Origin of the sequence: Dietzia sp. MNB45, assembly GCF_051994785.1 — a bacterium.
Classification (GTDB): Bacteria; Actinomycetota; Actinomycetes; order Mycobacteriales; family Mycobacteriaceae; genus Dietzia; species Dietzia kunjamensis.
This window is the reverse complement of sequence record NZ_CP163397.1, coordinates 3,371,737-3,397,232: the sequence shown is the minus strand read 5'-3', so window position 1 is coordinate 3,397,232 and position 25,496 is coordinate 3,371,737. Positions and strand designations below refer to the sequence as shown.

23 protein-coding genes are annotated in these 25,496 nt (G+C 70.8%); 11 read left to right on the top strand and 12 right to left on the bottom strand.

Annotation, left to right across the window (positions count from 1 at the left end; all coding sequences use genetic code 11):
* Positions 1-5 precede the first annotated feature (5 nt).
* Positions 6-446: an SRPBCC family protein gene (locus tag AB5G72_RS16255; protein ID WP_154830186.1), complete on the top strand. Its 441-nt coding sequence runs from the start codon at positions 6-8 to the stop codon at positions 444-446.
* On the opposite strand, the gene aroD is transcribed toward AB5G72_RS16255, so the two are convergent.
* Both aroD and AB5G72_RS16245 read right to left on the bottom strand, forming a co-directional pair.
* The gene (gene aroD / locus AB5G72_RS16250) at positions 443-1,222 is read right to left on the bottom strand and encodes a type I 3-dehydroquinate dehydratase (RefSeq protein ID WP_440220409.1); all 780 of its coding nucleotides are present in this window, start codon (positions 1,220-1,222) and stop codon (positions 443-445) included. The genes AB5G72_RS16255 and aroD overlap by 4 nt on opposite strands.
* A 38-nt stretch (positions 1,223-1,260) precedes the next feature.
* Positions 1,261-1,743 carry a DUF4262 domain-containing protein gene (locus AB5G72_RS16245; protein ID WP_154830188.1) on the bottom strand — a complete coding sequence of 161 codons (483 nt, stop codon included), beginning with the start codon at positions 1,741-1,743 and terminating at the stop codon, positions 1,261-1,263.
* A 190-nt stretch (positions 1,744-1,933) separates the two neighbouring features.
* Here AB5G72_RS16245 and AB5G72_RS16240 point away from each other — a divergent pair, with 190 nt between their 5' ends.
* Positions 1,934-3,082 carry a patatin-like phospholipase family protein gene (locus AB5G72_RS16240; RefSeq protein WP_440220408.1) on the top strand — a complete coding sequence of 383 codons (1,149 nt, stop codon included), beginning with the start codon at positions 1,934-1,936 and terminating at the stop codon, positions 3,080-3,082.
* Between the two features lie 11 nt (positions 3,083-3,093).
* On the opposite strand, the gene AB5G72_RS16235 is transcribed toward AB5G72_RS16240, so the two are convergent.
* A complete protein-coding gene (locus AB5G72_RS16235; protein WP_440220407.1) occupies positions 3,094-3,654 on the bottom strand; it encodes a DUF732 domain-containing protein in 561 nt (186 codons plus the stop codon).
* Positions 3,655-3,796: 142 nt separating this feature from the next.
* On the opposite strand from AB5G72_RS16235, the gene AB5G72_RS16230 reads away from it, so the two are divergent.
* The 3 genes from AB5G72_RS16230 to AB5G72_RS16220 are packed head-to-tail and all read left to right on the top strand — an operon-like array spanning position 3,797 to position 7,522.
* Positions 3,797-4,726, top strand: a complete 930-nt coding sequence (locus AB5G72_RS16230) for a sterol desaturase family protein (RefSeq protein WP_440221516.1) — start codon at positions 3,797-3,799, stop codon at positions 4,724-4,726.
* Between the two features lie 10 nt (positions 4,727-4,736).
* Positions 4,737-6,209, top strand: a complete 1,473-nt coding sequence (locus AB5G72_RS16225) for an FAD-binding oxidoreductase (RefSeq protein ID WP_440220406.1) — start codon at positions 4,737-4,739, stop codon at positions 6,207-6,209.
* Complete coding sequence (locus AB5G72_RS16220; protein WP_440220405.1) at positions 6,206-7,522, top strand: class I SAM-dependent methyltransferase; 1,317 nt, start codon at positions 6,206-6,208, stop codon at positions 7,520-7,522. Before AB5G72_RS16225 ends, AB5G72_RS16220 begins: the two co-directional genes overlap by 4 nt.
* Before the next feature lie 136 nt (positions 7,523-7,658).
* On the opposite strand, the gene AB5G72_RS16215 is transcribed toward AB5G72_RS16220, so the two are convergent.
* The 3 genes from AB5G72_RS16215 to AB5G72_RS16205 form a co-directional block, all read right to left on the bottom strand.
* The gene (locus AB5G72_RS16215) at positions 7,659-8,516 is read right to left on the bottom strand and encodes an anti-sigma factor (RefSeq protein ID WP_440220404.1); all 858 of its coding nucleotides are present in this window, start codon (positions 8,514-8,516) and stop codon (positions 7,659-7,661) included.
* Positions 8,513-9,094, bottom strand: coding sequence for an ECF RNA polymerase sigma factor SigK (gene sigK, locus AB5G72_RS16210; protein WP_067719012.1), 582 nt, complete (start codon positions 9,092-9,094; stop codon positions 8,513-8,515). The genes AB5G72_RS16215 and sigK overlap by 4 nt, the downstream gene beginning before the upstream one ends.
* 74 nt (positions 9,095-9,168) lie before the next feature.
* Entirely contained in the window at positions 9,169-10,728 is a 1,560-nt protein-coding gene (locus AB5G72_RS16205) for a molybdopterin-dependent oxidoreductase (RefSeq protein WP_440221515.1), read from the bottom strand.
* Positions 10,729-11,231: 503 nt separating this feature from the next.
* Here AB5G72_RS16205 and AB5G72_RS16200 point away from each other — a divergent pair.
* The gene (locus AB5G72_RS16200; RefSeq protein WP_167457869.1) at positions 11,232-11,909 is read left to right on the top strand and encodes a fasciclin domain-containing protein; all 678 of its coding nucleotides are present in this window, start codon (positions 11,232-11,234) and stop codon (positions 11,907-11,909) included.
* Between the two features lie 177 nt (positions 11,910-12,086).
* Here the strand turns inward: AB5G72_RS16200 and AB5G72_RS16195 are convergent, their stop codons facing one another.
* Genes AB5G72_RS16195 through AB5G72_RS16185 form a run of 3 tightly spaced genes read right to left on the bottom strand, consistent with a single transcriptional unit; the run spans position 12,087 to position 16,899 of the window.
* Positions 12,087-13,898: an acyl-CoA dehydrogenase gene (locus tag AB5G72_RS16195; RefSeq protein WP_440220403.1), complete on the bottom strand. Its 1,812-nt coding sequence runs from the start codon at positions 13,896-13,898 to the stop codon at positions 12,087-12,089.
* 49 nt (positions 13,899-13,947) lie between these two features.
* A complete protein-coding gene (locus tag AB5G72_RS16190) occupies positions 13,948-14,901 on the bottom strand; it encodes an SDR family NAD(P)-dependent oxidoreductase (RefSeq protein ID WP_440220402.1) in 954 nt (317 codons plus the stop codon).
* Positions 14,902-14,910: 9 nt separating this feature from the next.
* Positions 14,911-16,899, bottom strand: coding sequence for a penicillin-binding transpeptidase domain-containing protein (locus tag AB5G72_RS16185; protein WP_440220401.1), 1,989 nt, complete (start codon positions 16,897-16,899; stop codon positions 14,911-14,913).
* A 63-nt stretch (positions 16,900-16,962) separates the two neighbouring features.
* On the opposite strand from AB5G72_RS16185, the gene AB5G72_RS16180 reads away from it, so the two are divergent.
* A complete protein-coding gene (locus tag AB5G72_RS16180) occupies positions 16,963-17,466 on the top strand; it encodes a DUF4112 domain-containing protein (RefSeq protein ID WP_069390357.1) in 504 nt (167 codons plus the stop codon).
* A 40-nt stretch (positions 17,467-17,506) separates the two neighbouring features.
* On the opposite strand, the gene AB5G72_RS16175 is transcribed toward AB5G72_RS16180, so the two are convergent.
* Positions 17,507-18,610 carry a hemolysin family protein gene (locus AB5G72_RS16175; RefSeq protein WP_227022199.1) on the bottom strand — a complete coding sequence of 368 codons (1,104 nt, stop codon included), beginning with the start codon at positions 18,608-18,610 and terminating at the stop codon, positions 17,507-17,509.
* Positions 18,607-19,968: a hemolysin family protein gene (locus AB5G72_RS16170; RefSeq protein ID WP_069390358.1), complete on the bottom strand. Its 1,362-nt coding sequence runs from the start codon at positions 19,966-19,968 to the stop codon at positions 18,607-18,609. Before AB5G72_RS16170 ends, AB5G72_RS16175 begins: the two co-directional genes overlap by 4 nt.
* 226 nt (positions 19,969-20,194) lie before the next feature.
* Between AB5G72_RS16170 and AB5G72_RS16165 the strand changes: the two genes are divergently transcribed.
* Positions 20,195-21,670: a peptide MFS transporter gene (locus AB5G72_RS16165; RefSeq protein WP_067719028.1), complete on the top strand. Its 1,476-nt coding sequence runs from the start codon at positions 20,195-20,197 to the stop codon at positions 21,668-21,670.
* Positions 21,671-21,826: 156 nt separating this feature from the next.
* On the opposite strand, the gene AB5G72_RS16160 is transcribed toward AB5G72_RS16165, so the two are convergent.
* The gene (locus tag AB5G72_RS16160; RefSeq protein WP_440220400.1) at positions 21,827-23,089 is read right to left on the bottom strand and encodes an Ig-like domain-containing protein; all 1,263 of its coding nucleotides are present in this window, start codon (positions 23,087-23,089) and stop codon (positions 21,827-21,829) included.
* A gap of 176 nt (positions 23,090-23,265) precedes the next feature.
* Between AB5G72_RS16160 and AB5G72_RS16155 the strand changes: the two genes are divergently transcribed.
* Genes AB5G72_RS16155 through AB5G72_RS16145 form a run of 3 tightly spaced genes read left to right on the top strand, consistent with a single transcriptional unit; the run spans position 23,266 to position 25,375 of the window.
* On the top strand, positions 23,266-23,928 hold the full coding sequence (locus AB5G72_RS16155) for an SDR family oxidoreductase (protein WP_182634059.1): 663 nt from the start codon (positions 23,266-23,268) through the stop codon (positions 23,926-23,928).
* 22 nt (positions 23,929-23,950) lie between these two features.
* Positions 23,951-24,388, top strand: coding sequence for a hypothetical protein (locus tag AB5G72_RS16150; RefSeq protein WP_120285311.1), 438 nt, complete (start codon positions 23,951-23,953; stop codon positions 24,386-24,388).
* 21 nt (positions 24,389-24,409) lie between these two features.
* Complete coding sequence (locus tag AB5G72_RS16145) at positions 24,410-25,375, top strand: NADPH:quinone oxidoreductase family protein (protein ID WP_440220399.1); 966 nt, start codon at positions 24,410-24,412, stop codon at positions 25,373-25,375.
* The last annotated feature ends 121 nt before the right edge of the window (positions 25,376-25,496 follow it).

The following is a 25,496-nucleotide window of genomic DNA, read 5'->3' as shown; positions in this document are numbered from 1 at the left end:
CGACCATGGCAGTGTCAGTGCAGTCAGTGACCACGATCGAGGCCGGCATCCCGGAGATCATGGAGGTCCTCGCCGACGTCGAATCCCTCGTCGACTGGTCGGAGGCCCACCGCGAGGTCGAGATCCGCGAGGCCGACGACGAGGGGTGGCCGATCGTGGTGTGGGAGAAGATCGCGCAGTACGGCGTGACCGACGAGATGGTCGTGCGGTACGAGTGGTACGACGGCGAGGTGAGCTGGTCGCTCGTCGAGAGCAGCACCCAGAATGTGCAGAACGCGCGTTATGTGCTGACGGACAAGGGCGACGGCACCACCGAGGTGGTCTTCGACCTCGAGGTGGACCTCAAGATCAAATTTCCCGGAGTGATGCTCAAGAAGGCCCAGAAGCACATCGCGGACGTGGCCACCTCCGGCCTCCGCAAGGAGGTCCTGCGGCGCTACGGCTAACCCAGCAGATCGAGCGCGGCCCGCACCCCGGCCGCCGGCAACTGCCCCGGCGCCGAAGCCGCGCCCACGGTGGCGAAGGTGGCCGCCGATCCGAACGTGCCGCCGCCGATACGCGTCACCGCCCCGAGCGCGCCCATAGACATGGTGATCAGCGGGATACCGGCGACGCGGTGGCGACTCTCGGTGGCCGCGATCAGCGTCACCACGTCGGCCGCCGTGCGAGGCATCACGGCGATCTTGGCCACGTCCGCCCCGGCGGCTTCCATGGCCTCCAGTCGAGCGACGATCTCCGCGGCCGGTGGGGTGGCATCGAAGTCGTGGTTCGACGCCACCACCGAGGTGCCGTGCGCGTGGGCCGCCTCGATCGCCCGTGCCGCCCGCGGGTGCCTGTGCTCGACGTCCACCGCCGCCACCAGGCCGGTCGCCGCGAGAGATGCGACCAGCGCGATGTAGGCGTCGTCGGTGATCCCGGCACTACCGCCCTCGGCCGTGGTGCGGAACGTGGCCAGGATCGGGGTGTCCGGAAGCAGCCCGGCCAGGGCCTCGAGCGCTGCCACCGCCGGGCCGGGATCGGTCGACGTCCCGGCCTCGGCGGCGGCCGCCCCGGACCGGGCGGGGGCGGGCTCGTAGAGGTCGACCCGCCACTCGACGAGATCGACCACGGGATCGTCGGCCAACGCCGCGGCCTGCTGCTCCAGTTGCGTGAGGTCGCCGGCGGTGATCGGGACGATGATCGACGGCGAACGCGCATCCAGGTGCAGCTGGTGACGGGGCATGGTTAGACCCTACGACGACCCCCGCCGGGCCCGGACCGTCAGCTACACCCCTCGCAGGGGCACGGCCGGCGGGCCGGGATCAACTCCAGCGCGGCCAGGCCCCCGGTTCCGGAGGTGCGGTAGTACCTGCCCGCCCAGCGCAGGGTGCGGGACGGCCGGCGTACGGGGACCAGTTCCCAGGTCGGGCCGCCGGAGCCCTCGCACAGCAGGTGCCCGGCATCGAAGACCTGGCCGGCCAGGACGGTCTCGCCCCACCGGCCCAGCAGATCGGCGGTCTCCCGCGCCGACAGGCCCCGCACGAGCAACTCGGGGTGCCCCAGATCCGTCAGTCCGATGGTGTAGCCGAACCTGTCGTCCGGAGGAAGTGGTGTGGCGGCGCAGTCGCCGCAGTCGCAGCCCTCGCCGACGTGGACGACGTGCATCCCGGAGCGCTCGACGTTAGCGGCGACCCGCAGCATGTCGCGGTCGATGGTGGGGGCGTAGGCGGAGCCGGTACGGGGTGGGATGGCGGTGTGGGACATGGGATCTCCTCTGTGCGGGTGTATCGGGCCCGGTGCCCGGCGTCGAACAGGTGCTCGATGCGGTGTCGACGGTAGATCCCACCTACGACACGGACCGTGAAGATGAGGTCGTGTACCGGGACGGGACGGGTGCACACTGGGGGCGGACACGCGGGGGACGCGTGGTCGGACTCGACCGGAAGGGGCGCCTGTGAGGGTCGCGTTGGCACTGGGCTCGGGCGGGGCGCGTGGATACACGCACATCGGCGTGATCCGTGAGCTGCAGGCACGTGGACACGAGGTGGTCGGTGTCTCCGGGGCGTCGATGGGTGCCGTCGTGGGTGCTCTCTACGCGGCCGGCAAGCTCGACGACTTCGAGAAGTGGGTGCGGGGCCTGACCCAGCCCGCCGTCCTGCGGCTCCTCGACGTCTCCTTCGCGGGCGGCGGCGCCATCCGGGCGAACAGGATCATGGCGGTGATCGGGGCGATGTTGGACGACGTCCGCATCGAGGATCTCGAGATCCCGTTCACCGCCGTCGCCACCGATCTGCGGGCCCGCCGGGAGGTCTGGTTCACCCGCGGCCCCGCGGACGTGGCGGTGCGGGCGTCGTTCGCCATCCCCAGCGTCATCACCCCGGCGTTGGTCGGAGGGCGGTTGATCGTCGACGGTGGCGTGACCAACCCCGTCCCGCTGGAACCGTTGGCGCCCGTGAACAGCGACCTGCTGCTCGCGGTCTCGCTGACGGGTCGTCGGTCCGGGATCCGCGGGTCGACGTTCCAGGAGAGCTCGGACCCGGACGAGGTGTCCCCCGAGGCCGAGCCCAAAATCTCCCGGAGAGGCGTCCCGGCCGGGCCGGGGCCGGCGGGCAAGCTGACCGGTCGGATCCGGACCGCGGCGGCGGACGTCCGCGACGGCGACCTGGTGCGATTGATCGCCGCGCGATTCGGTCAGGATCCGGCTGTCCCGGAGGACGAGGACTCATCGGATGCCGGCGGTGACGTGGCCGACGACGCGGCCGACGACCCTGTCGACGGCGTCTACGACGGGACGGCCGGAGTCCGGGCGCCCGGTCAGCCGTCTGACGTGGTGGAAGAGGCGGTCGACGAGGGCGAGCAGGAGGTCGCCGCCGATGCCGAGGAATCCCTTCCCGGGTCCCTACGGATCTTCGACGTGGTCACCCACACCATCGAGGCGATGGAGAGCATCGTGACGGCTTACCGCATGGCCGGCAACCGCCCCGATGTGCTGGTGGAGGTCCCCTCGGACGCGTGTTCGACGTTCGACTTCCACCGGGCGGACGAGCTGATCGCGCTGGGCCGCCGCCTCACCGCCGAGGCGCTCGACCGCGCCGGGATCTGACGGGGTCGGTCCTAGGCGCCTCCGCCGTTCTCGCCACCGCCGTTCTCGCCTCCGTCGCCGACGAGTGGCAGGTGCTGCGAGCAGTACGCCTTGACCGCGGCCGTCACCACTGCCGGTGCCTCGGTCACGGGAGCATCGGGATGGGCGTCGTTGTACATCTGGAGCACGTCGATGTAGCCGGTCCCCTCGTCGAACGAGGTGCAGGCGTCGCGACCCCGGGTGATGTAGTCCTGCTCGTCCGGCGTGTCCACGCCGACCCGCCGGATGTCGTTCAGGAACTCCTCGTCCGGGTTCGGGCTCTCGCCCCCACCCTCCTCGGAGCCCTCGGGCTGCGGGCCGTTGCCGGTCGTGACGCCGCCCTCGCCGCCTTCCCCGCCGTCGTTCATCGCGTCACCGACCGCCGACGTCGCCTCGGCGGCGACGGAGCCCACCGCGCTGGTGGCCTCGCCGACGGCCTGCTGCGCCTCGCCCTCCTCTCCGCAGGCCCCCAGTACGAGGGCCAGAGCTGCAAGGCCGGATGCGGCGGCGAGGGGGCGGGAACGGGTGCGTGCGGACCGGGGTGTGACGGCCACGGTGGGTCCTCCTCTTCGAGTCGGTTGCGCAACACCGGCACTCGGGGCCGGTGCTGTCGCGAGGGTATTGCACCCGAGCGGCCGGGTCGGGCCTGATGTCCCGATTGTCTGTGAGTGGTGTCACAATCGAGATGTGAACGAGATGGGGTACTCCGAATCGCTGGGTCGCGCGCTCGGGGCCCTCGCGGATCCGTTGCACGAGCCGGTTCTGCTGGCACTTCCGGTGTTCATCGCGTTCGTCGCCATCGAGTGGATCTCGGCGCGGGTGCTCGAGGCCCGGGAGCCGGGTGGCTACCAGCCTCGGGACGCCGTCACCTCGCTCCTGATGGGCGCCGGTTCGCAGGCGTTCTGGCTGGTCGGGAAGCTGATCGGCCTGGTGATCTACGCCGCGGTGTGGGTCTACGTCGCGCCGTGGCATCTGCCGTCGGATGCCTGGTACACGTGGGTCCTCGCGATCGTCGGCAACGATTTCCTCTACTACTGGTACCACCGCGGCGCGCACCGGATCCGGCTCGTCTGGGCCACCCACCAGGCCCACCATTCGAGCGAGTACTACAACTTCGCGACCGCCCTGCGCCAGAAGTGGAACAACTCCGGCGAGATCGTCGCCTGGCTGCCTCTACCGCTGTTGGGGGTGCCGCCGTGGATGGTCTTCACCGGGTTCTCGATCTCGCTCGTCTACCAGTTCTTCGTGCACACCGAGCGCATCGGTCGGCTGCCCGGACCGGTCGAGTTCGTGTTCAACACCCCCTCTCACCACCGCGTGCACCACGGCAGCGACGCCGAATACCTGGACCGCAACTACGGCGGGATCCTCATCATCTGGGACCGCCTGTTCGGCACCTTCCGCCCCGAGACCCACCGGCCCATCTACGGGCTCACGACGCCGGTGACCTCGCACAACCCGTTCTGGCTCCAGACGCACGAGTACGTCGCCATCTGGCGGGACCTCCGCGGTGCCGCGAGCTGGCGCGAGCGGCTCGGCTACGCGTTCGGCCCACCGGGGTGGAGGCCCGCCCCGGTGCCGGCACCCATCCCCCGATCATGCGCCGGGGTCCCCGAGCCGCACTAGGGTGGGGCGCATGGGAACTGCCACCAGCCTCGCCGACCCACTCGTCGTGGGTACCGCCCGACATGACGAAGGCGTGCGGCGACTGGTCGAGAGCTTCCGGGCCGTGCCCGCAGGTGAACCGGTTCGGCTGGCCAAGCGGACGTCCAACCTGTTCCGGCCGCGCGCCTCGTCGTCGTCGCCCGGTCTCGACACCTCCGGTCTCACGCGCGTCATCTCCGTCGACCCCGGGGCGCGCACCGCCGACGTCCAGGGCATGTGCACCTACGAGGACCTGGTCGACGCGACGCTGCCGCACGGGCTGATGCCGTACGTGGTGCCGCAGCTCAAGACCATCACCCTCGGTGGCGCGGTCACCGGGCTGGGCATCGAGTCCTCCTCGTTCCGCCTGGGCCTACCGCACGAGTCCGTGCTCGAGATGGACGTGCTCACCGGCACCGGCGAGATCGTCACCGCCCGCCCCGACGGCACCGAGCGCGAACGCGCGCTCTTCCGTGGTTTCCCCAACTCCTACGGCTCGCTCGGGTACGCGGTGCGGCTGCGGATCGCGCTCGAACCGGTGGGGCGCTTCGTGGAACTGCGACACGTGCGATTCGACTCCCTCACCGCGCTCGAGTCGGCGTTGGCGCGGATCAGCGAGGACGAGCGATACGACGACGAGGAGGTCGACTTCCTGGACGGGGTCGTGTTCTCGGCCGACGAGTCGTACCTGTGCCTGGGTCGGCGGACCGACGAGCCGGGGCCCGTCTCGGACTACACCGGGGTGGCCGACAAGCAGGCGATCTTCTACCGCTCGATCCAACACGGCGGTCCCGCCGGCTCGGTGGAGCGCGACCGCCTGACCATCCGCGACTACCTCTGGCGTTGGGACACGGACTGGTTCTGGTGCTCCCGGGCGTTCGGTGTGCAGAATCCGCGCATCCGCAGGTTGTGGCCGCAACAGCTGCTGAGGAGCTCGGCGTACTGGAAGATCATCGGGTTGGACCACAAGTACGACCTGGGCAACAGGATCGGCGCGCTCAAGGGCGAGGGCCCGCGCGAGCGGGTGGTGCAGGACGTGGAGGTCACCATCGACCACACCGCCGACTTCCTCGGGTGGTTCCTGCGCGAGGTGCCCATCGAGCCGCTGTGGATCTGCCCGCTGCGCCTGCGCGAGTCCAGCCCCTCGCCCGGCGTGGGCGGCGGCCCCGGCTCCGACCGGCCCTGGCCGCTGTACCCGCTGGCCCCGGACACGACCTACGTCAACATCGGCTTCTGGTCGTCCGCGCCGATCGGACCCGGCATGGCCGAGGGGGCGTGGAACCGGCGCATCGAGGAGGAGGTCTCCAGGCTCGGCGGTCACAAGTCGCTGTACTCGGAGGTCTTCTACTCCCGCGAGGAGTTCGCCCAGCTCTACGGCGGTGACCACGCTGGCAGGCTCAAGACGGAATTCGATCCCGAGGGCCGGTTCGCGACCCTCTACGACAAGGCGGTGGGTGCACGGTGACCACGACGAGTGCGGGGACCGCTGGTGCCCCGGGGAAGATGACGATCGGCGAGATCATCGGCGCCTTCGCCGCCGGTGAACCGCCCCTGCGGATCGAGGCCTACGACGGGTCCTCGATCGGACCGGAGAACAGTGACCTGGTGCTGCGGCTGAAGAGCGAGAAGGCGCTGCAGTACTTCGTCACCGCCCCCGGTGACCTCGGGCTCGCGCGGGCCTACCTCATGGGTGAACTCGAGATGGACGGTGTCCACCCCGGGGCGCCCCACGACGTGTTCGGGGCGCTCGAGGTCTTCCGCAAACACATGACCCGCACCCCCGATGCCCGGACCCTCGCCCGGATCGCCCGGGCGGTGGGCACGGAGAACATCAGATTCCTCCCCACGCCGCCCATGGAGGTCAAGCCCGCGTGGAAGCGGGTGGTGTCGGGGATGCGCCGACACTCCAAGGAGCGGGACTCCGAGGTCGTCAGCTACCACTACGACGTGTCGAACCGCTTCTACGAGTGGATCCTCGGGGAATCCATGACGTACACGTGCGCCTGCTACACCGCCCCCGACACCTCCCTCGAGGAGGCGCAGGAGAACAAGTACCGGCTGGTGTTCGACAAGCTGGGTCTCCAGGCCGGCGACCGGCTGCTCGACGTGGGGTGCGGTTGGGGCGGCATGGTCCGCTACGCCGCCGCGCGGGGCGTGCGGGTGATCGGCGTGACCCTGTCCAAGGAGCAGGCCGAGTGGGGACAGGCCGCGATCGCGCGCGACGGGTTGGGCGACCTCGCGGAGGTCCGGTTGCAGGACTACCGGGACGTACCCGAACTCGACTTCGACGCCGTCAGCTCGATCGGCATCACCGAGCACATCGGCCGCAAGAACTACCACGACTACTTCACCCGGCTGCATAATTATCTGCGGCCCGGCGGGCGCCTGCTCAATCACTGCATCACCCGGCCGGACAACTCGCGCACGGTCAAGGCGGGGCAGTTCATCGACCGGTACATCTTCCCCGACGGTGAGCTCGCCGGCGCGGGGACCGTGCACCTGGAGGCCGAGAACGCGGGCTTCGAGGTGGTGCACGAGGAGAACCTGCGCCAGCACTACGCGTTCACCCTGCGGGACTGGTGCGCCAACCTGGTCGAGCACTGGGACGACGCCGTGGAGGAGGTCGGCGAGCCCATGGCCAAACTGTGGGGCCTCTACATGGGCGCGTGCCAGTACGGGTTCGAACACAACAAGATCCAGCTGCACCAGATCCTCGCGGTCCGGCTGGGCGACACCATGACCTGGGATGTGCCGCTGCGGCCGTGGTGGCAGGCCTGACGAACGCCTGAGCGAGAGGCCGCCCTCGTCGAGAAGACCGTTTCGCCCGCATCGACCGAGTGGCGATGTGCGAAACGCTCTTCTCGACGAGGCAGGCCGCCCGCGCGGGCATCGCCTGCGCAGCCGGACCGCCGGGTCAGTCGATATCGAGGGCCAGGAGGACCTGACCGGTCGGCGCCGGCGATCCACCCGCGGGCTCCTCGGTGATGCCGATCTGCTCGGAGTTCCGGATGCCGTCGATCTGCGCCGAGGGCGACGGCCCGACCTGGCCGGACTCCATGGTCCCCGCCGAGATGGGCTCGTGGTCACCCATCAACCAGAGCTGGTAGGCGCGGCCGGTGGCCGGCTCGGGGAGGTCGGTCATCGAGATGACCGCCATGTCCTCCGTCTTGGACGCCAGGACGGTGGCGGTACCGGTCGCGCCGACCTGGCCGCGGACCACCGCGAGGTCCTCCGCCGCCAGCAGCGAGGAGACCTTGCCGGGCATCGACGGCGGGGCCGCGACGGGCACCGAGCTGTCGCCCCCTGCGTTGTCGGTGATGCGACCGATGGTCACGCCACCGGCGACCAGCACCACGGCGGCCGCCGCGGCGGCGAGGAACGACAGCGGACCGGGCCGCCGGCGCTCGCGCTCCCCGCTCAGGTCGACCACGTCGGTGCCTCCGCCGGGCTGATCCCGGTCGGTGTCCCCGGCGTCGGCCGGCCGGGCCGGCCCGCGGGGGGTACCGGCAGCGGCCAACTCCAGGACGCGGTCCCGCAACTGCGGCGGGGGCGCGGTGTCGAGCCCGGCGTCGGCGACGATGCCGGCGACTACCTCACGCGTCGAGGCGATGTGCGCCAGCATGGACGACTTCTCCTCGGCCGATGCGCTGACCAGCGCCATCTCGACGGCTTCGGCCTCGTCATCGTCCAGGGCGTCCAGGGCGTAGAGGTCGAGGTCCTCGGGACGGACGCTGCCCAGGTCCGACGGATGATCGTGGTGCCGAATGCTCATGACAGCTCACCTCCCAGGCAGTTCTTCAGGCGACGGAGACCGTCGCGGATTCTCGATTTGATCGTGGGTAGCGCGGTGCCGAGACGGTCGGCGACCTCGCGGTACGTCTGGCCGGAGAAGTAGGCCATCTCGATGGACTCGCGCTGGTTGTCCGTGAGGGTCCCCAGGCATCTGCGGACCTCCGCGGCGTCCTCGTCACGGGAGAGCTGTTCGGTGACCTGCTCCGCGATGTCGCCGGACCGGGTGAAATCCGCCGCCGCGTCCATCTCGTCGCGCCGCGCGGCGGACGTCTCCGAACGAACCCGGTCCACCGCCCGACGGTGCGTGATGGTCAGCACCCAGGACTGCACCGATCCCAGACTCGGCCGGTAGTCGGCAGCCTGCTTCCAGACCTGGAGGAAGACCTCCTGCACGGTCTCCTCGGCGTACCCCGGGTCCCGCAGGACCCTCAGGGCCAGGCCGTAGACGCGCGGGGACATGAGGTCGTAGAAGCGACCGAAGGCCTGGAGGTCACCGGAGGCGGCGAGCTCGAGCAGGCGCCCCGGGTCGGTCAGTGGCGGGGCGACTGGCTCGGACACGATCCCCAGTCTAGGGCCAATCCGGTCCGGGTCGCGGGGCGGCCGTGTTCCCGGTGCGCGGATCTCTACGAGGGTCATGCCGTCGCCACCCGGAACGTCCGGTTGTGCCAACCCGTGGCGCCGCTCGGGACGGGATCCCGCCGCTCCTCGGGCTGTACCCGACCGGTCCCGTCCGTCGCGCGGACGTGCAGGGTGTGCAGGCCGGGCTCGGCGTTCCAGGTCCACGACCACATCCGCCAGGTGTCGACCGAGTACTCCTCGGACAGTTGCGCCTCGCGCCACGGGCCGTCGTCCACCCGGACCTCGACCCGTTCGATACCGCGACGCTGCGCCCAGGCGGTGCCCGCCACCACGACCGGCCCGGGCGGCACCTCGGCGAGCGGCGCGGGCCGGTCGATGCGGCTGGCCGTCCGGATCGGACCCCGCTCCGCCCACCCGCGATCCGTCCAGTACGCACTGGCCCGGTCGAATCGGGTGACCTCCCAGTCCACGACCCACTTGGTCGCCGAGACGTACCCGTAGAGCCCCGGCACCACCTGACGGACCGGGTACCCGTGCTCGAACGGCAGTGGTTCGCCGTTCATCCCCACGGCCAGCAGGGCGTCGCGGCCGTCGGTCAGTGCTTCGAGCGGGGTGCCGGCGGTCCAGCCGTCGACCGACGTCGACAGCAGCATGTCGGCGTCCGGCAGGGGCCCGGCCTCGGCGAGCAGGTCAGCGATGGAGAAGCCGGTCCAGCTCGCGGTGCCGACCAGGTCGCCACCGACCTCGTTGGACACGCAGGTCATGGTGATGATGCGCTCGCGGGTCTCCCTGTCGATCAGCGATTGCCAGTCGAGCTCGATCTCGCGCTCCACCATCCCGTGGATGCGCAGTCGCCAGTCGGCGGCCCTCAGCGAAGGGACCCGCAGAGCGGTGTCGATCCGATAGAACTCGTCGTTGTCGGTGAGGAACGGGGTCACGCCGGGCGCGTCCGGGACCACACCTGTCGGCACGGCAGGCGCCGCGTTCCGCGCGAGGACCCGGGGCAACCGCAACCCGGTGCGTTCGGCCACCCCCTCGGCGGCCCGGCGGGTCAGTGCCATTCCCGTGGCACCGGCCGCGGCGATGACGGCCGCGGCCGACCCGGCCAGGACCAGGAAGCGTCGACGGTCGGGATCCCGCCGCGTCGCGGTCCCCGCCGCGCCGGTGCCGGGCGAGGAGGCACTTTCCCCGGTGCCGGCGGAGGCGGACCCCTCCGGGCCTCCGGCGGCCGCGGCGACGGAAGACGCGGGGAACAGGGCGCCGATCATCGCCCGCAGGGCCACGATCGAGACGATCGCGCCGAGCACCGTCGGCAGTGCCCACAGCGGCCCCGCTGTCGGCCGGGTCACCGCCGCTGCGGTGCCGATGAGGCAGAAAAGGGCGAGCACGATCGTGCCGGCGGGGCGCCCGCGGCGCTCGATGAGGCCCACCACCACGCCCGTCACGACGAGGATGACCGCCAGCCCGGCCATCAGTGCCGGCTTGTCGGCGGTACCGAGTGCGTCGATCGTCACCTCGCGCACCGCGGAGGGGGCCCGGTCGACCACCGAGTCGGCCACGGCGAGGAAAGGCGACGACCCGGGGGCCACGACTCCGGCGACGGCATGACCCACCGCGACGGCGAGACCGGTGGCGAGGAGGCCCGCGCCGGCTCTGGCCGCGACGAGGGATCGGGTCTGTGGAGTGTTCACGTCCTTGATTCGGAGCCGGAGCCCGGTCGGACGGCCCGGTCGGCCTGCACGGCGGGCCTGCACGGCGGGCCTGCACGGCCGGCACACCCCGGCGACCCCGGGCCGGTGCCCCGGTGCCCCGGTGCCCCGGTGCCCGGCGTCACCGGGACACCTCCCCGACGACCCTCAGCCGGCATCCGCTCCCGCGCATGGCGCCCTGCTCGCGCGGATGGACGCGCCGGCGACCGCCGCCCCCGGGGAGGGCGTCTGGCCTGCGCATCTGTTCACGCGAGACGCCATCGTGACGGGCGGCGGCAGGCGGCTGCGGCCGGCGGCTCGAAAAAAAATCCGGGCCGGACCCATCCGGATCACGGGGGGCGGCGAAGCACTGGTGACCCACCGCACAGAGCCCCACACCACAGGGGCTCCACCGAAAGGACAGCACAATGGGCATCACGATCTCCCGCCGAGTCGCCTCGATCGCCGCAGCCGCCGCGGTCTCCGGACTCGTCCTCGCCGGCTGCTCGACCGACGACGGAAGCGACACCGAGACCACCGCCGAGGGCACCGCCAGCTCCATGATGAGCACCACCGCCTCCTCCGAGACCTCGTCCATGGAGGCCGAGCCGGCCGGCATGCTCGTCGGCCCCGGGTGCGCGGACTACGCCGAGGCCAACCCGGAGGGACCGGGCTCGGTCGACGGCATGGCGATGGAGCCGGTCGCCACGGCCGCCTCCAACAACCCGCTGCTGACGACCCTCACCGCCGCCCTGTCCGGCGGCGTCAACCCGGACGTCAACCTCGTCGACACCCTCAACAACGGCGAGTACACAGTCTTCGCCCCCGTCGATGACGCGTTCGCGCAGATCGATGACGCGACGATGGAGGCGCTCCAGACCGACGCCGACCTGCTCACCGGCATCCTCACCTACCACGTCGTGGAGGGCCAGATCACGCCCGACGAGATCTCCGGGATGCAGACCACGCTCAACGGCGCTGACGTCGATGTGACCGGTTCCGGCGACGAGCTCATGGTCAACGGTGCCAACGTGGTCTGCGGCGGCGTCGAGACCGCCAACGCCACTGTCTACCTCATCGACCAGGTCCTCATCCCCGAGGAGTGATCTGACCGAACACCGCGGACGGGTGCCCTGAACTCCCGCCCATCCGGTGAGGTCGACCAGACGAGACGAGGCCCGGGCCGACGCGAGAGCGCCGGCCCGGGCCGCGTCGTGTGCCGCCGCCGAGCGGTCGGCCGAACCGGGCGCGGTCCAGCACCGGACCCGGGTCAGAACCAGAGGTCAGAACCAGTCGTCGCGCATGTCCAGCGTCGTGCGGTCGCCCGCGGCGAGCAGGTCGAACTTGGCGTCGACGATCGGGAGCTCGCGGCGCAGGAAGTACTCCGCGGCCCTGAGCTTGCCCGCGGCGAAAGCGTCGTCCTCGTCGCCGGTGCGCGCGCCCAGTGCCATCACCTGTTCGACCCAGATCCAGGCGATCACCACATGCCCGGCGGCCTCGAGGTACTCGGTGGCGTCGGCCAGGAAGGCCTCCGGATCCGTGGCCCCCACCTCCGCCAGCGCGGTGGTGACCTCGATGAGGCGGGTGACGCGCGGGCGCAGCAGCGCGGCCATCTCGGCCGCGGACCCGCCCGCCTCGGCAGCCCGGTCACACGCCTGGGTGATCCGCCCGGTCAGCGCGGCCAACCCGGCCCCGCCACCGGCCATCACCTTGCGTCCCAGCAGGTCCTGGCCCTGGATACCGTGCGTGCCCTCGTGGATCGGGTTGAGACGGTTGTCGCGGTAGTGCTGCTCCACGTCGTAGTCGATGGTGTAGCCGGCCCCGCCCAGCACCTGCACCGCGAGCTCGTTGGCCTTGAGACACCACTGCGAGGGCCACGATTTGGCGATCGGGGTGAGGACGTCGAGCAGCATCTTCGCCGCCGCCGACTCCTCCGGGGATCCGGTCTTCTCGTCGTCGACCAGTCGCGCGCAGTACAGCCCCAGGGCGAGGGCGCCCTCCGCGTACGATTTCTGGGCCAGCAGCATGCGGCGCACGTCCGCGTGGCCGGTGAGCATGACCTGCGGCGATGACGGGTCCGCCCCGACCTTTCGGCCCTGGGGACGGTTCCGGGCGTAGTCCAGCGACTTGAGGTACCCGGTGTAGCCGACGGCGGTCGCGCCGAGGCCCACGCCGAGGCGGGCCTCGTTCATCATGGTGAACATCTTCTTGAGGCCGGTGTTCTCCTCTCCGACGAGGTACCCGATCGCGCCCGCCCGACCGCCGGGGGTGTGCATGCCCTGGCCCAGCGTGGGCATGGTGTTGACCGTGCCGCGGAAGCCCATCTTGTGGTTGAGGCCGGTGATGACGATGTCGTTGCGCTCGCCGATCGTGCCGTCGTCGGTGACCAGGAACTTCGGCACGACGAACAGGCTGATGCCGCGGGTGCCCGCCGGCGACCCGGGAACCTTCGCCAGCACCAGGTGCACGATGTTCTCGGCCATCTGGTGCTCGCCGCCGGAGATCCACATCTTCTGCCCGAACAGCCGGTACGTGCCGTCGGGCTGCGGCTCGGCACGGGTGGTGATGTCGGCGAGGTTCGACCCGGCCTGCGGCTCGGACAGGCACATCGTCCCCGTGAAGCGGCCCTCGATCATCGGCTTGACGTACCGCTCGATCTGCTCGTCGGAGCCGTGCTCGATGAGCAGGTTGGCGTTGCCGGTCGTGAGCAGCGGGTAGGCCGCGGTGGAGATGTTCGCGGCGTAGAACCAGGCCATGCACGCCAGGTAGGCGGTGTAGGGCAGCTGCATACCGCCGACCCGCTCGTCCATCGCCGCACCCACGAGGTCGGCCTCGGCGAACTTCGCGAGTGCCTCGCCGATCTCGGGGATGAGCTCCACGTCCTCGCCGACCAACCGGGGCTCGGTGAGGTCGGCCTTGCGGAAGTGGGGCGCGAAGTACTTCTCGGCGAGTTCGGCCGACAGGTCCACCACGGAGTCGATCGTCTCGCGCGAGTGCTCCGCGTACCGCTCCCGATCGCACAGCTCGGAGACATGGAGCCAGTCGTGCAGGAGGAAATCGAGGTCGGCGCGGGAGAGCAGGTGCGAAGGGGTCATGCCCCGCAGGGTACTAGCGCGCGGTACCAGCGCGCGCCGCCCCCGGTGCTCACGTGCCCGTTCCCCCGGCCTCGGCGCCCGACCCGCCCGTGGCCCGTGTCGCGGCCGCGAACTTCTGGCCCATGCCGAGCATGGTCCTGGCGTACGCGGAGGGGAGGAACCGCTTGGCGCGGTAGGACTTGCGGGCGTCGGGGTCGGGGAGGATGAGGAACTGCTTGGCGTCCAGGCCCGTCATCACCTCGGAGGCGATCTCGTCGGCGCCCCGCTCGGAGCGGTCGATGAGCTTGCTCGCGAACCCGCTGGCGGCGGGGTCGGAGGCGTTGAGACTGGAGGCGAGGTTGGTGCGGAAGAAGGACGGGCACAGCACCGACACGTCCACGCCGAACGGCTCGAGCTCCCACCGCAGGCTCTCGGAGATCGCCACGACCGCCGCCTTGACCGCCGTGTAGGAGGACATGGTGGGCGGGTGGACGAGGCCGGCGAGAGAAGCGGTGTTGACGAGGTGACCGCTGCCCTGCGCCTTGAGCATCGGGACGAAGGTGCGGCATCCGCGCGCGACGCCGAGCAGGTTGATGTCGACGATCTGCCGCCAGTCGTCCTCGGTGAGCATCTCGATGCGGCCGCCCTGGGCGATACCGGCGTTGTTGACGAGCACGTCCAGGCCGCCCCAGATCTGCTCGACCTCGGCGCGTGCGGCCTGCCACTCGTCCTCCGAGCGCACGTCGAGCCGGAGGTAGTGGGCGTCGGCGGGCACGGAGTCGGGGCGGTCGTCGGTGGGGGCGAGGTCGGCGATGATCACGCGGTCGCCGCGCTCGAGGAACGCCGTCGCCAGGGCCAGACCGAGGCCGGAGGCGCCGCCGGTCACCAGGACGCGGCGGTGGGTGTCGGTGGGGGAGGGGGCCGACGACGAGAACGGCAGCCGGTCGAGGCCGGGCAGCGGCAGATTCTGCAGGGACAGATCGGGCAGGGACAATTCGGGGAGCGAGACCTTGGGCAGGCGCATGTGCCGAAACTACCGAGCCGCCAGGGGAGCCGGTTGGCCGACACCCCCGAGGAAGTCGGCGGCCAGCTGCACCGCCGGGCCCGAGGAGTCCGCGCCCTCGAGGAGAACGGCCACCGCGATGTCCCCGGTGAAGCCCACGAACCAACCGTGCGCCGGCCCGCTGCCCACCTCGGCGGTGCCGGTCTTGCCGCCCAGCCCGGGCACGGACCTCGCGGCCGTCGCGGTGCCCGACTGCACGGTCTGCACCATGTAGCGGCGCAGGGTGTCGACCACGGCCGGGTCGAGCGGCTCAGCGGAGTCGTTGGCGACCGCGGGCATCCCGTCGATGAGCTGCGGCAGGATCATCCGGCCACCGTTCGCGAGTGACGCCGTCATCACGGCCATGCCGAACGGGCTGGCCAGCACCTCGCCCTGCCCGATCGCCGCCTCGACCCGGCCCGGGCCCCGCTCGGTGACGGGCACCTCCCCCGTGTAGGTGTTCAGCCCCGGGGTGAAGAACCCGACGCCGAGGCCCAGCTTCGCGGCGGTGTCCTTCATCGCCGCGGGTTCCAGGCGGTCGCTGATGACGGCCTGAGTGGTGTTGCACGACCGGGCGAACGCCGTCTCCAGGGGGACGGGGCCCAGCTCGAAGTCGTCGTCGTTGGGGATCGTCCGGCCCGAGACGGTGACCGACGCCGGGCACGGCACGATCTCGTCCGGGCCCACGACGCCGGCGGAGAGCGCGGCGGCGGTGGTGACCACCTTGAACGTCGACCCCGGCGGGAAGCGCCCCTGCAGGGAGACGGGCCCCTGCCGGTCGGCGGCGGAGTTCTGGGCCACGGCCAGCACCCCGCCGGTGGAGGGCTGGATCGCCACGATCGACGCGGCCAACCCGCTTCCGTCCACGGCCCGCTGGGCCTCACGCTGCATCGAGATCTGGACCATCGAGACCAGGTCGTCGACCTCCCCGGCCGGTGCGCCCCCGATCTCGATCGGTTCGGCGCCGGGGTTGACGATCTGCGCCGACCACCCGGCCTCGGACTGCAGCGCCTCCGTCCAGGCGTTCGGCAGGCCGTCGAGGGCGGGGGAATCCAGGTCCCGGTCGGTGCGGATGAGCTGGCCCTGCTCCGGCAGGCTCACGCCCGGGACCGCGGCGAGCTGATCGCGGATCGGGTCGATGTCCGCCGGGCGCAACGCCACGACCTGGTACGGCTGGTCGCCGGCCTCGGCCATCCCGTCGCGGATCGTCTGACCGGTGATCGTCGGTGCGGCCCCGCTGACCAGCGACGCGACCGCGTCCGCGGAGCCGGCGGCGTCGGGTGCGAGCGTCACCGCGGTGACCGGCGTCCACTGCATGAGCGGCTCGCCGGTCCGGTCGAGGATGTCGGTGTCCCAGTCGAGTTCCTCGGCGAACGTCAGCCGACCCCCCTCGGCCAGCCGGGTGTCGAGCACCGTCGGCGCCCACTGCACCTTCCACTGGTCGCCCACCTCGGTCGTCCGCACCTCGCCGCGGGTGGTCACGCTGCGCGTCCCGGCGCCGGCAGCCTCGTCCCCGCCGGCCGGGCCGGAGCCCGCCTCGTCGTCGTCACCAGAACCGTCGGCGCCGCCCTCGTTCTCGCCGCCTTCATCGTCGGCTCCGGCGGCGCCCATGTCCCACGTGATCTCCACCGTCACCGGGTCGCGGTCGGGGCGCCCGTCGTCGCCGGTGGTGGTCGCGGAGATCGCGGGCAACCCCATCCCCTCGACGCTCGCGATGATGGTCTCCTCCGCGGCGGCCGGGTCGGTGGTCAGCGCGGCCGCGCCCGTCACGTCGCCCCGATTGAGGGCGGCCAGGAACTGGTCCACCTCGTCGGCGCCCGTGTCGCCGGTCAGCGCGGCGCACCCCGACCCCACGAGCACGACGGCGAGGGCCGCCGCCACGAGGCCTCCGGCGCGACGATGCGGGTGCCGGGTCGCGCCGGGATCGCGGTGGGGCCGCAGCGGGCGGAGACTCGGCTGAGAGGCGGGCGTGGGCATCATCTCTCCACGAAACCAGATCCCGGGCCCGGGCGCACCGGGAGCGCGGACCGTAGGCTCGGGCCCGTGAACCCCGACCGTCCCGACCCCGCCCCGGCACCCGTCGACCGCACCGGTGTCTCCCCGGTCACCACCGGTCTCGCGCGCGTGCTCGACGACCTCGTCCGCATCCCCGGCACCCGCTATCGCGTCGGTCTGGATCCGGTGATCGGGCTGGTCCCGGTCGTCGGCGACGCGGTCGGCACCGTGTTCGCGGCCGCCGTGTTCGCCGAGGCGGTGCGCAACCGGGTGCCCGTGCGGATCCTGTTCCGGATGGGCTGGAACTACCTGGTGGACGCCGTGCTCGGGCTGATCCCGTTCGTCGGTGACGTCGCCGATGCCGCCCACAAGGCCACGTCCAAGAACCTGCGGCTGGTCGACCGCACCATCGCCGACGGCAGACGCGTCGACACCGACGCGCGCGGCTACCTGCTGAGGGCGATCGGCGCGGTCGGGCTCATGCTGCTGGTCCTGCTGGGGATAGCCGGGCTGGCGCTGTTCGGCGTGGTCTGGCTCATCAGCCGGATCTGACCCGCGCCGGTCCACCTGCGCCGATCTACCCCCCGCCTATCTACCCCGAGGTGACGGGCAGGAGGCGACGGACCACGTCGTCGAGGGTGAGGACGCCGCGGACCTCGGAGACGTGGGTGCCCGGGTGCCCGCCGGATTGTTCGACGACGACGAGGTGCGCCCGTGCGTCACGCATCCGGCGGAACGCCTCCGCGACGGTCAGGTCGTGCTCGAGGGACAGGCTCGACCGCATGAGCTCGCGGGCGGTGGCCGGCCCCTCGACGTCGATGGCGTCCCGCGCGTGCACCACGCCGACGGCGGTGTCATCCTCGAGGACCAGTAGCCGCAGGTGGCCGGTGCGGCGGGCGGTGTCGCGGATCTCGCCCGGGGTGGCGTCCGCGCCGACGGAGGACATCTCCTCCGGCGAGGCGGGCGTGTCGACCCCGCGCTCCCCGAGCAGGTCGCCCACGGTGAGCTCCTGCAGCTCGAGGGCGCTGAGCAGCTGGCGCTGATGGGTGTCGTCCAGAGTCCCCGCCTCACCGGAGTGCCGCACGAGCTCGCGCAGTGAATCGGCGTCCTGGCCCGCGGACACCTCGTCCCTCGACTCGACACCCAGCCGGTGCAGGATGTTGTTCGCCATGGCGTTGAGGGCGACCAGGAGCGGACGGGTGAGCCAGAGGAACGCCCGCATCGGAATAGCCAGCAGGGTGGCCGAGTACTCGGGATGCGTGATCGACCACGACTTGGGGGCCATCTCGCCCACCACGAGGTGCAGGAACGTCACGATGATCAGCGCGAGGATGAACGCGATGACGTCGGCGGTCCACAACGGCAGGCCCCAGCCGGAGAAGACCGGGGTGAGCCAGTGGTGCACGGCGGGCTTGGTGATCGACCCCAGCGCCAGCGCGCACAGCGTGATCCCCAGCTGCGCACCCGCCAGCAGGAGGGTGAGTTCGGAGGCGTTGCGCAGGGCCGCCCGGGCGGCCCTGCTGGTGGCGGCGGCGTCCTCGAGGCGGTGGCGCCGCGCGGAGATGAGGGAGAACTCGACGGCCACGAAGAACGCGGACGCCGCGATGAGCAGGACGGTCGCGGCCAGGACCACCCAGGGATTGCTCATGAGTCCGGACTGGGCCTCGGCGGCCATGAGGGTCGTGGTGGGGGTCATCGTGTGGCCTCCTCGACCACGATATGCAGCTCGGCGGGGACGCGACGCTCGAGACGACGGACCTCGGCCCGCAGGACGCGATCGGCGGAGACCTCCTCGAGGATGTCGGTGTCGGGCAGCGGGATGTCCACCCGGTCGCCGACGTCCGGCAGGTCACCGATCGTCTCGACGACGAGGCCGCCCAGCGTCTCGGCGTCGACCTCGGGCAGGGTGATGTCGAGCAGGCGCTCGACCTCGTCCAGGTGGGTGTCGCCCCCCAGGACCCAGCCCAACCCCTCACTGACCGGGGCGTCCCCGGCGGCCTGCGGGTCGTGCTCGTCGGCGATCTCCCCGACGATCTCCTCCGCCATGTCCTCCATCGTCACGACTCCGGCGAACCCGCCGTACTCGTCGACGACCACGGCCATCTCGGCCTTCTGTTCGCTCAGGCGCGCCGCCACCTCGGGCAACGGCAGGGAGGTGGGCACGACGATCGGGGCCCGCATGACCTCCGACACCAGGGTCAGGGAGGTGTCCCGCTCGTCGTCGCAGATCACCAGCAGGTCGTGCAGGTCGACGATGCCGATGACGTCGTCGGAGTCCTCACCGACCACGGGGTAGCGGGTGTGGCCGGTGGCCATCTTCGACAGCACGTCCGGGACCGCGTCCTCCCCGCGGACCACGTCGGTACGGGAGCGCGGGATCATCGCGTGCTCCGCCGGCTGGCCGGGGAAGTCGAGCATCCGGTCCAACAGGCGGCTGAGCTCGGGGGAGAGTTCGCCGGTCTCGCTGGACTCGTGGACGATGTGCTCGAGGTCGCGGGCGGTGGCGGAGTGCTCCTTGTCGTGCACCGGCTCGATGCCGACGGCCTTGAGCAGGGCCTCGGACGCCTTGTCGAACAGCCCGATGAGCCAGCCGAACAGCGCCAGGTAGATGGTGGTCGACCGCGCCAACCAGCGAGCGACGGGTTCAGGTTTGGCGATCGCCAGGTTCTTGGGCACGAGCTCGCCGAAGAGCATCTGCACGACGGTCGAGAACAGCAGGGCCAGGACCGTGCCCACACCGACGCCGATGGCCTGTGGAACGGAGGCCAGACCGAGTAGTTCGCCCAGGGCTCGCCCGATGAGTGGCTCGGCCACGTAGCCGACGACGAGGGTCGTGACGGTGATGCCCAGCTGCGCACCCGACAGCATGAACGAGGTCCGCCTGGTGACCCCGAGTACGCGGTCGGCGACGGGGTCGCCCTTTTCGGCGGCAGCCCCCATCCGCGAGCGATCAACGGCCATGAAGGCGAATTCCTGCGCCACGAAGTAGCCCGTGAGCGCGGTGATGGCCAGGACGACGACGACGCCGACCAGGAGTGAGAGCGCGATGCTCATCCGGTGTCCCCCCTTCGGTGAAGGGGGCTGATAGATCGGGCCGGGGTGTCGGCTCGGCTCACTGGAGGTGCTCCTGCGCTTCTCGATTACGCCCGGGGCAGATCGCCCGGGCTGATCGGTCCGATTCTCCCGTCTGGGGCACCGATTGTCGACTCCCACCCCTACGGGGCAGCTCGCGCGGCACCGGTTTTGTCCGGCTCGGGGAGCAGGAGTATCACTGACGTACATGACAACTCGGAATGCCGAGGTGGCTCTCGCCGATTCGGACCGCAGGTTCTTCGGCCACCCACTCGGATTGGCGAACCTGTCGGGGATCGAACTGTGGGAGCGGTTCAGTTTCTACGGCATGCAGGGTCTGCTGGCGTACTACATCTACTACGCGGTCGGCGACGGCGGACTCGGCTACTCCCAGGAGATCGCCGCCTCGATCGTCGGCGCGTACGGCGGTCTGGTGTACGCCTCCGCGATCCTGGGCGGCTGGGTCTCGGACCGCCTCCTCGGCGCCGAGAGGACGCTGTTCGGCGCAGCCGTGATGATCATGCTCGGCCACCTGTCCCTGGCGCTCGTACCCGGGGCGATCGGCCTGGGCATCGGCCTCGTGCTGGTCGGTGTCGGTGCGGGAACCCTCAAGGCCACCACCTCCACGGTGGTCGGCGACATGTACCGCCGGACCGACGACCGGCGGGACGCCGCGTTCTCGATCTACTACATGGCGGTCAACATCGGCGGTCTGACGGGCCCGCTGCTCACCGGGGTGCTGTGGGACAACTACGGCTTCCACTGGGGCTTCGGGGCGGCGGCCGCGGGTATGGCAATCGGGCTCATCCAATACGTCGCGATGCGCGGCGCCACCCTCAAGGGCGTCGGCGCTGTCGTCCCCGACCCGCTCCCGCGGCCACAGCGCGTCCGCTACCTGGGGATCGGCGCGGTCGTGGCGGTGCTCGTCGTCGCAGCCATCGCCACCGGCCTCGTGCCGCTGGAGTCACTGGCGGACATCGTCACCGCGATCGCCGTGGTCGGCGCCATCGCGCTGTTCGCCCTCCTCATCACCAGTGCCAAGACGGAGCCGGTCGAGCGCAGCCGGGTGGTCTCGTTCATCCCGATGTTCGTGGCCTCGGTGGCGTTCTGGGCCCTGTTCCAGCAGCAGTTCACGGTGATCGCGATCTATTCCGACCAGCGACTGGACCGCAACCTGGGCGGCTGGGAGATGCCGGCGAGCTGGGTGCAGTCCATCAACCCGCTGTTCATCATCATCTTCGCCGCCGTGTTCGCGACGCTCTGGGTCAAGCTCGGGAACCGTCAGCCCTCGAGCCCGATGAAGTTCGCCCTCGCGAACCTCATCATGGGTATCGCCTACCTGGTGTTCCTGTTCTTCGTGGGCAGTGTGGCGACGCCGCTGCTGGGCATCGTCGGGATCCTGTTCCTGTTCACGATGGCCGAGCTGCTGCTCTCACCGGTCGGGCAGTCCCTGTCCACCAAGCTCGCCCCGGAGGCGTTCAAGACGCAGATGGTCGCGCTGTTCTTCCTCAGCGTCTCGATCGGCAGCGCGTTGTCCGGCGTGCTCGCGGGGTACTACGACCCGACGGACGCCGGCGCCGAGCGCAACTACTTCCTCGTGCTGGGCGTCGCCTCGATCGTCCTGGCCGGGATCATGGCCGCGTTGTCGCCGTGGATCAGGAAGAACATGATGGGCGTGCGCTGACCTCGCACCCAGACACCACGAGATAAGAAGATCCGCTATCCGGATTCCGGATCGGCTACTCCATTCGGGAGCGCAGATCAGGAATCCGGATAGCGGATTTCGTAGGTCGCGTGGGCCGCGTGAGCCGTGTAGGTCGCGTGGGCCGCGTGGGGGACGTCAGTCGGCGGAGCCGGACTGCCAGACCTCCCACGGCACCGACCAGTCACCGTTCTGCCAGACCCCGAGTTCGGGTCCGCCCGTGCCTTTGACCTCCACGACATCGCCCGTCACGGCCTGGTCGAAGTACCACTTCGCGTCGGTGGGCGACAGGTTGAGGCAGCCGTGCGAGGTGTTGGTGTTCCCCTGTGCCCACATCGACGACTCGAGCGCGTGGAGGTAGATCCCGTCGTTGGTGAGGCGCACACCGTGGTCGACGGTCACCTTGTACCCGGCGGACAACGGCAGGCCGTAGGTCGAGGAGTCCATCACCACGGAACTGGCCTTGTCGAGCACCGTGTAGTTGCCCGGCTGGGTCCAGAAGTGCATCGTCACGTCGCCGTAGGTGGCCCATCCGCCCTTGCCCATGGAGGTCGGCATGACCCTCACGGGTTTCTGGTCGTGGTAGACGGTGACGGTCTTGGTCGCGTCGTCGGCGATCGCCACGCGACGCTCGCCGATGGTGAAGTCGGCTTCCGCGCTCGCCCCGCCCCACTGCCCGCCGCCGAGGCTGCGTCCCTCGACGTCCAGCGCGACCTGCACGCGCGTGCCGGGCTCGTAGTAGTCGCGGGGTCGCCAGCGCGCGGTCGAGTCGTTGAGCCAGAACCAGTTGCCCTCGACCTCGGGGGTCGTCGTGACCGTCATGTGCTTCTCGGCCTCGTCGCGATCGGCGATCGGCTGGTCGAACCTGGCCGCGACGATGATCCCGACGCCGTACTCACGGTCGGACTCGAGGGCGGCCCCGCCCGTGGTGACGAGGCTGGGCGTGACGACGGCCAGCGGATCGGCCATGGTGAACGTGCGGGTGTCGCTCCGGCTCCCGCCGGCCGCGCCCTCGTACGTGATCTCGAGGGTGTAGGTGCGCCCGTATCCGAGGGTGACGGCCGGCTTCCACTGGGAACCGTCGCGTGAGAGTTCGCCCTCGATCTCCTTGCCGGCATCGTTGGTGAGCACGGCGTCCGTGATGGTCCCGTTCTCCACGGTGGCCCGGACACCGTCCACCACGGCGACCTCCGTGGCGCCGTCGGCCGGGGTCACCTCCAGCGTCGCCGGGGCGGGCGCCTCGGAGGTCGGAGTCGTGGGCGTCGTCTCCCCGGCGGAACCGACGGGCATCGGGATCGTGCACCCGGCGGTGACCAGGAGCAGGGCGAGGAGAGCGGCGAGCAGGCCGAGGGGACCCGGCACCGCCCGAGCAGAGTGGGTTCGAGACCTGGACAGGGACATGCGGTACTCCGAAAGAACGAACGCGGGGCCGCCGGTGAGTCCCGGCTTATGTCCACATGATGCACTCCGGGTCCGACACCGGGCCAATCGCCGGACCGACGGACGCCCGGTTGTTGTGGATTCGTGATCGAACCCGGGAGCCCCCGCTGACGAACACGGAGGCGTACAACGGAAGGATGAGCATCGACAAACCAGTGACCATCATCGGCGGCCACGGCAAGGTCGGCCTCCGCGCCGCCAAAATCCTGTCAGAGGCGGGTGCCGAGGTGTATTCGGTGATCCGCAATCCCGATCACGCCGACGACGTCCGCTCCGCGGGTGCGAACCCTGTCGTCGCGGACGTGGAGACGCTCGACGTCGATGGGCTCCGCGAGATCGTGCGCGGCAGCGGGGCGGTCGTCTGGACCGCCGGCGCCGGCGGCGGGAACCCCGACCGCACCTTCGCCGTGGACCGTGACGCCGCCATCCGCTCGATGGACGCGAGCGCTGCCGAGGAGGTGGGACGCTACGTCATGGTCTCCTACGACGGTGCGGGCCCCGACCACGGCGTCCCGGAGGACGACTCGTTCTTCCCGTACGCGGAGGCCAAGGGCGCCGCGGACGCGCACCTGCGCGACTCGGACCTGGGGTGGACGATCCTCGGGCCGGGGGCGCTGACCGACGAGCCCGGCGGCGAGACCATCGGGGTGGGCGACGACAAGCGCGAGGACCGGTCGACCAGCAGGGACGCGGTGGCCGCCGTCATCGCCGCCGTCCTGCGCCGACCGGACACCGCCGGTCGCACCATCGAATTCTCGGACGGCGACATCCCGATCGGTGAGGCGCTGACGAGGGAGTGACCGGCGGCGTTATTCTCTCCGCGTGAGGATCCTCGTGGGCGGTTCGTGGATCTCGGTGATCTGCGCGCTGCTCACGGCCCTGTGGAGTGTTCCGCAGTTCCTGTTCGAGGGCACGGTCACCCTCAGTTCCCACCCGCTGTTCGTGGTGCTGTTCCTGTTCCCGGCCCAGATCGGCGTCCCGGTGTGTCTGCTGGTGGCGCTCAACTCGCTGTTGATGGCGTTCCGTCGCCAGCTCACCACGAATCCGCGGCGGTTCCTGGCGGGCGGACAGCTCATCACGGTCGTCCTGCTGGGCATCTGCGCAGCCCTCCTGATCTCGCCGACGACGTTCGGCCGCGAGTTCATCGTCATGGCGCTGGCCTTCCAGATCGGCCAGGTGGTCGTGGCGGTGGGGCTGGCCCTGCACCTGCTCCGCCGGCAGCGGCACCAGCGCGAGGCGGACGGCGCACGCGCTCAGTGACGGGCTGACACTATGGACCGCATGCGTGCCATCCATATCTCCAGCCATGACGGACCCGCCGTCCTCGAGGTGGTCGACGTCCCCGAGCCCGACGCGGGTGCGGTGCTGATCGACGTCCACGCCGCCGGGGTGACCTTCCCCGAGGTGCTGCAGACGCGCGGCAAGTACCAGATCTCGCCGCCGCTGCCGTTCGTCCCCGGCTCGGAGGTGGCGGGCGTGGTGCGTTCCGCCCCCGACGGCTCGGGATTCGCCGCCGGGGACCGCGTGTGCGCGTTCCCGGGTCTGGGCGGGTTCGCCGAGGTGGTCTCGGCCGATCCCGGTCAGGTGTTCCGTCTCCCTGACAGCTTGTCGTTCACGCAGGGCGCCTCGATCCCGATGAACGTGCTCACCGTCCACTTCGCGTTGGCCCACCGCGGCCGGCTGCAGGCGGGGGAGACGGTGTTGGTCCACGGCGCTGGCGGCGGGATCGGGGTCGCGGCCACCCAGTTCGCGACCGCGATGGGTGCCCGCGTCATCGCCGTGGCCTCCACGGAGGAGAAGCGGGACCTGGCGCTGAAGGCCGGGGCGAGCGACGCGATCGCGCCCGAGGGCTTCAAGGACGCCGTGAAGGAGCTCACCGGTGGGAAGGGCGTCGACATCGTCGTCGACCCCGTGGGCGGGGACCGGTTCACCGACTCCATCCGGTCCCTCGGTCAGGAGGGGCGGATCCTCGTCATCGGGTTCACCGGCGGCGAGATCCCCACGGTCAAGGTCAACCGGCTGCTGCTGGGCAACAAGAGCGCCGTGGGCGTGGGCTGGGGCGAGTACTGGATGTCCAACCCCGGTTACCTGCAGAAGCAGTGGGTCGAGGTCGAGCCGCTCCTGGCCGCCGGCAAGCTCGACCCGCTGGTCGGCGCCGAGTTCCCCCTGGAGCAGGCCACGGAGGCGCTCGAGCTCATGGACGGCCGCGGCGCGGTGGGTAAGATCGTTCTCACCACCGGTCGCTGAGCTCCCTCTCGTCCCAGATCCCCATCGAGAAGAGCGTTTCGCGCACGTCTACTCGGTAGACGTGGGCGAAACGCTCTTCTCGACGAGGGGGGCGGGCCGGGAACGACACCGTAGCCCGCAG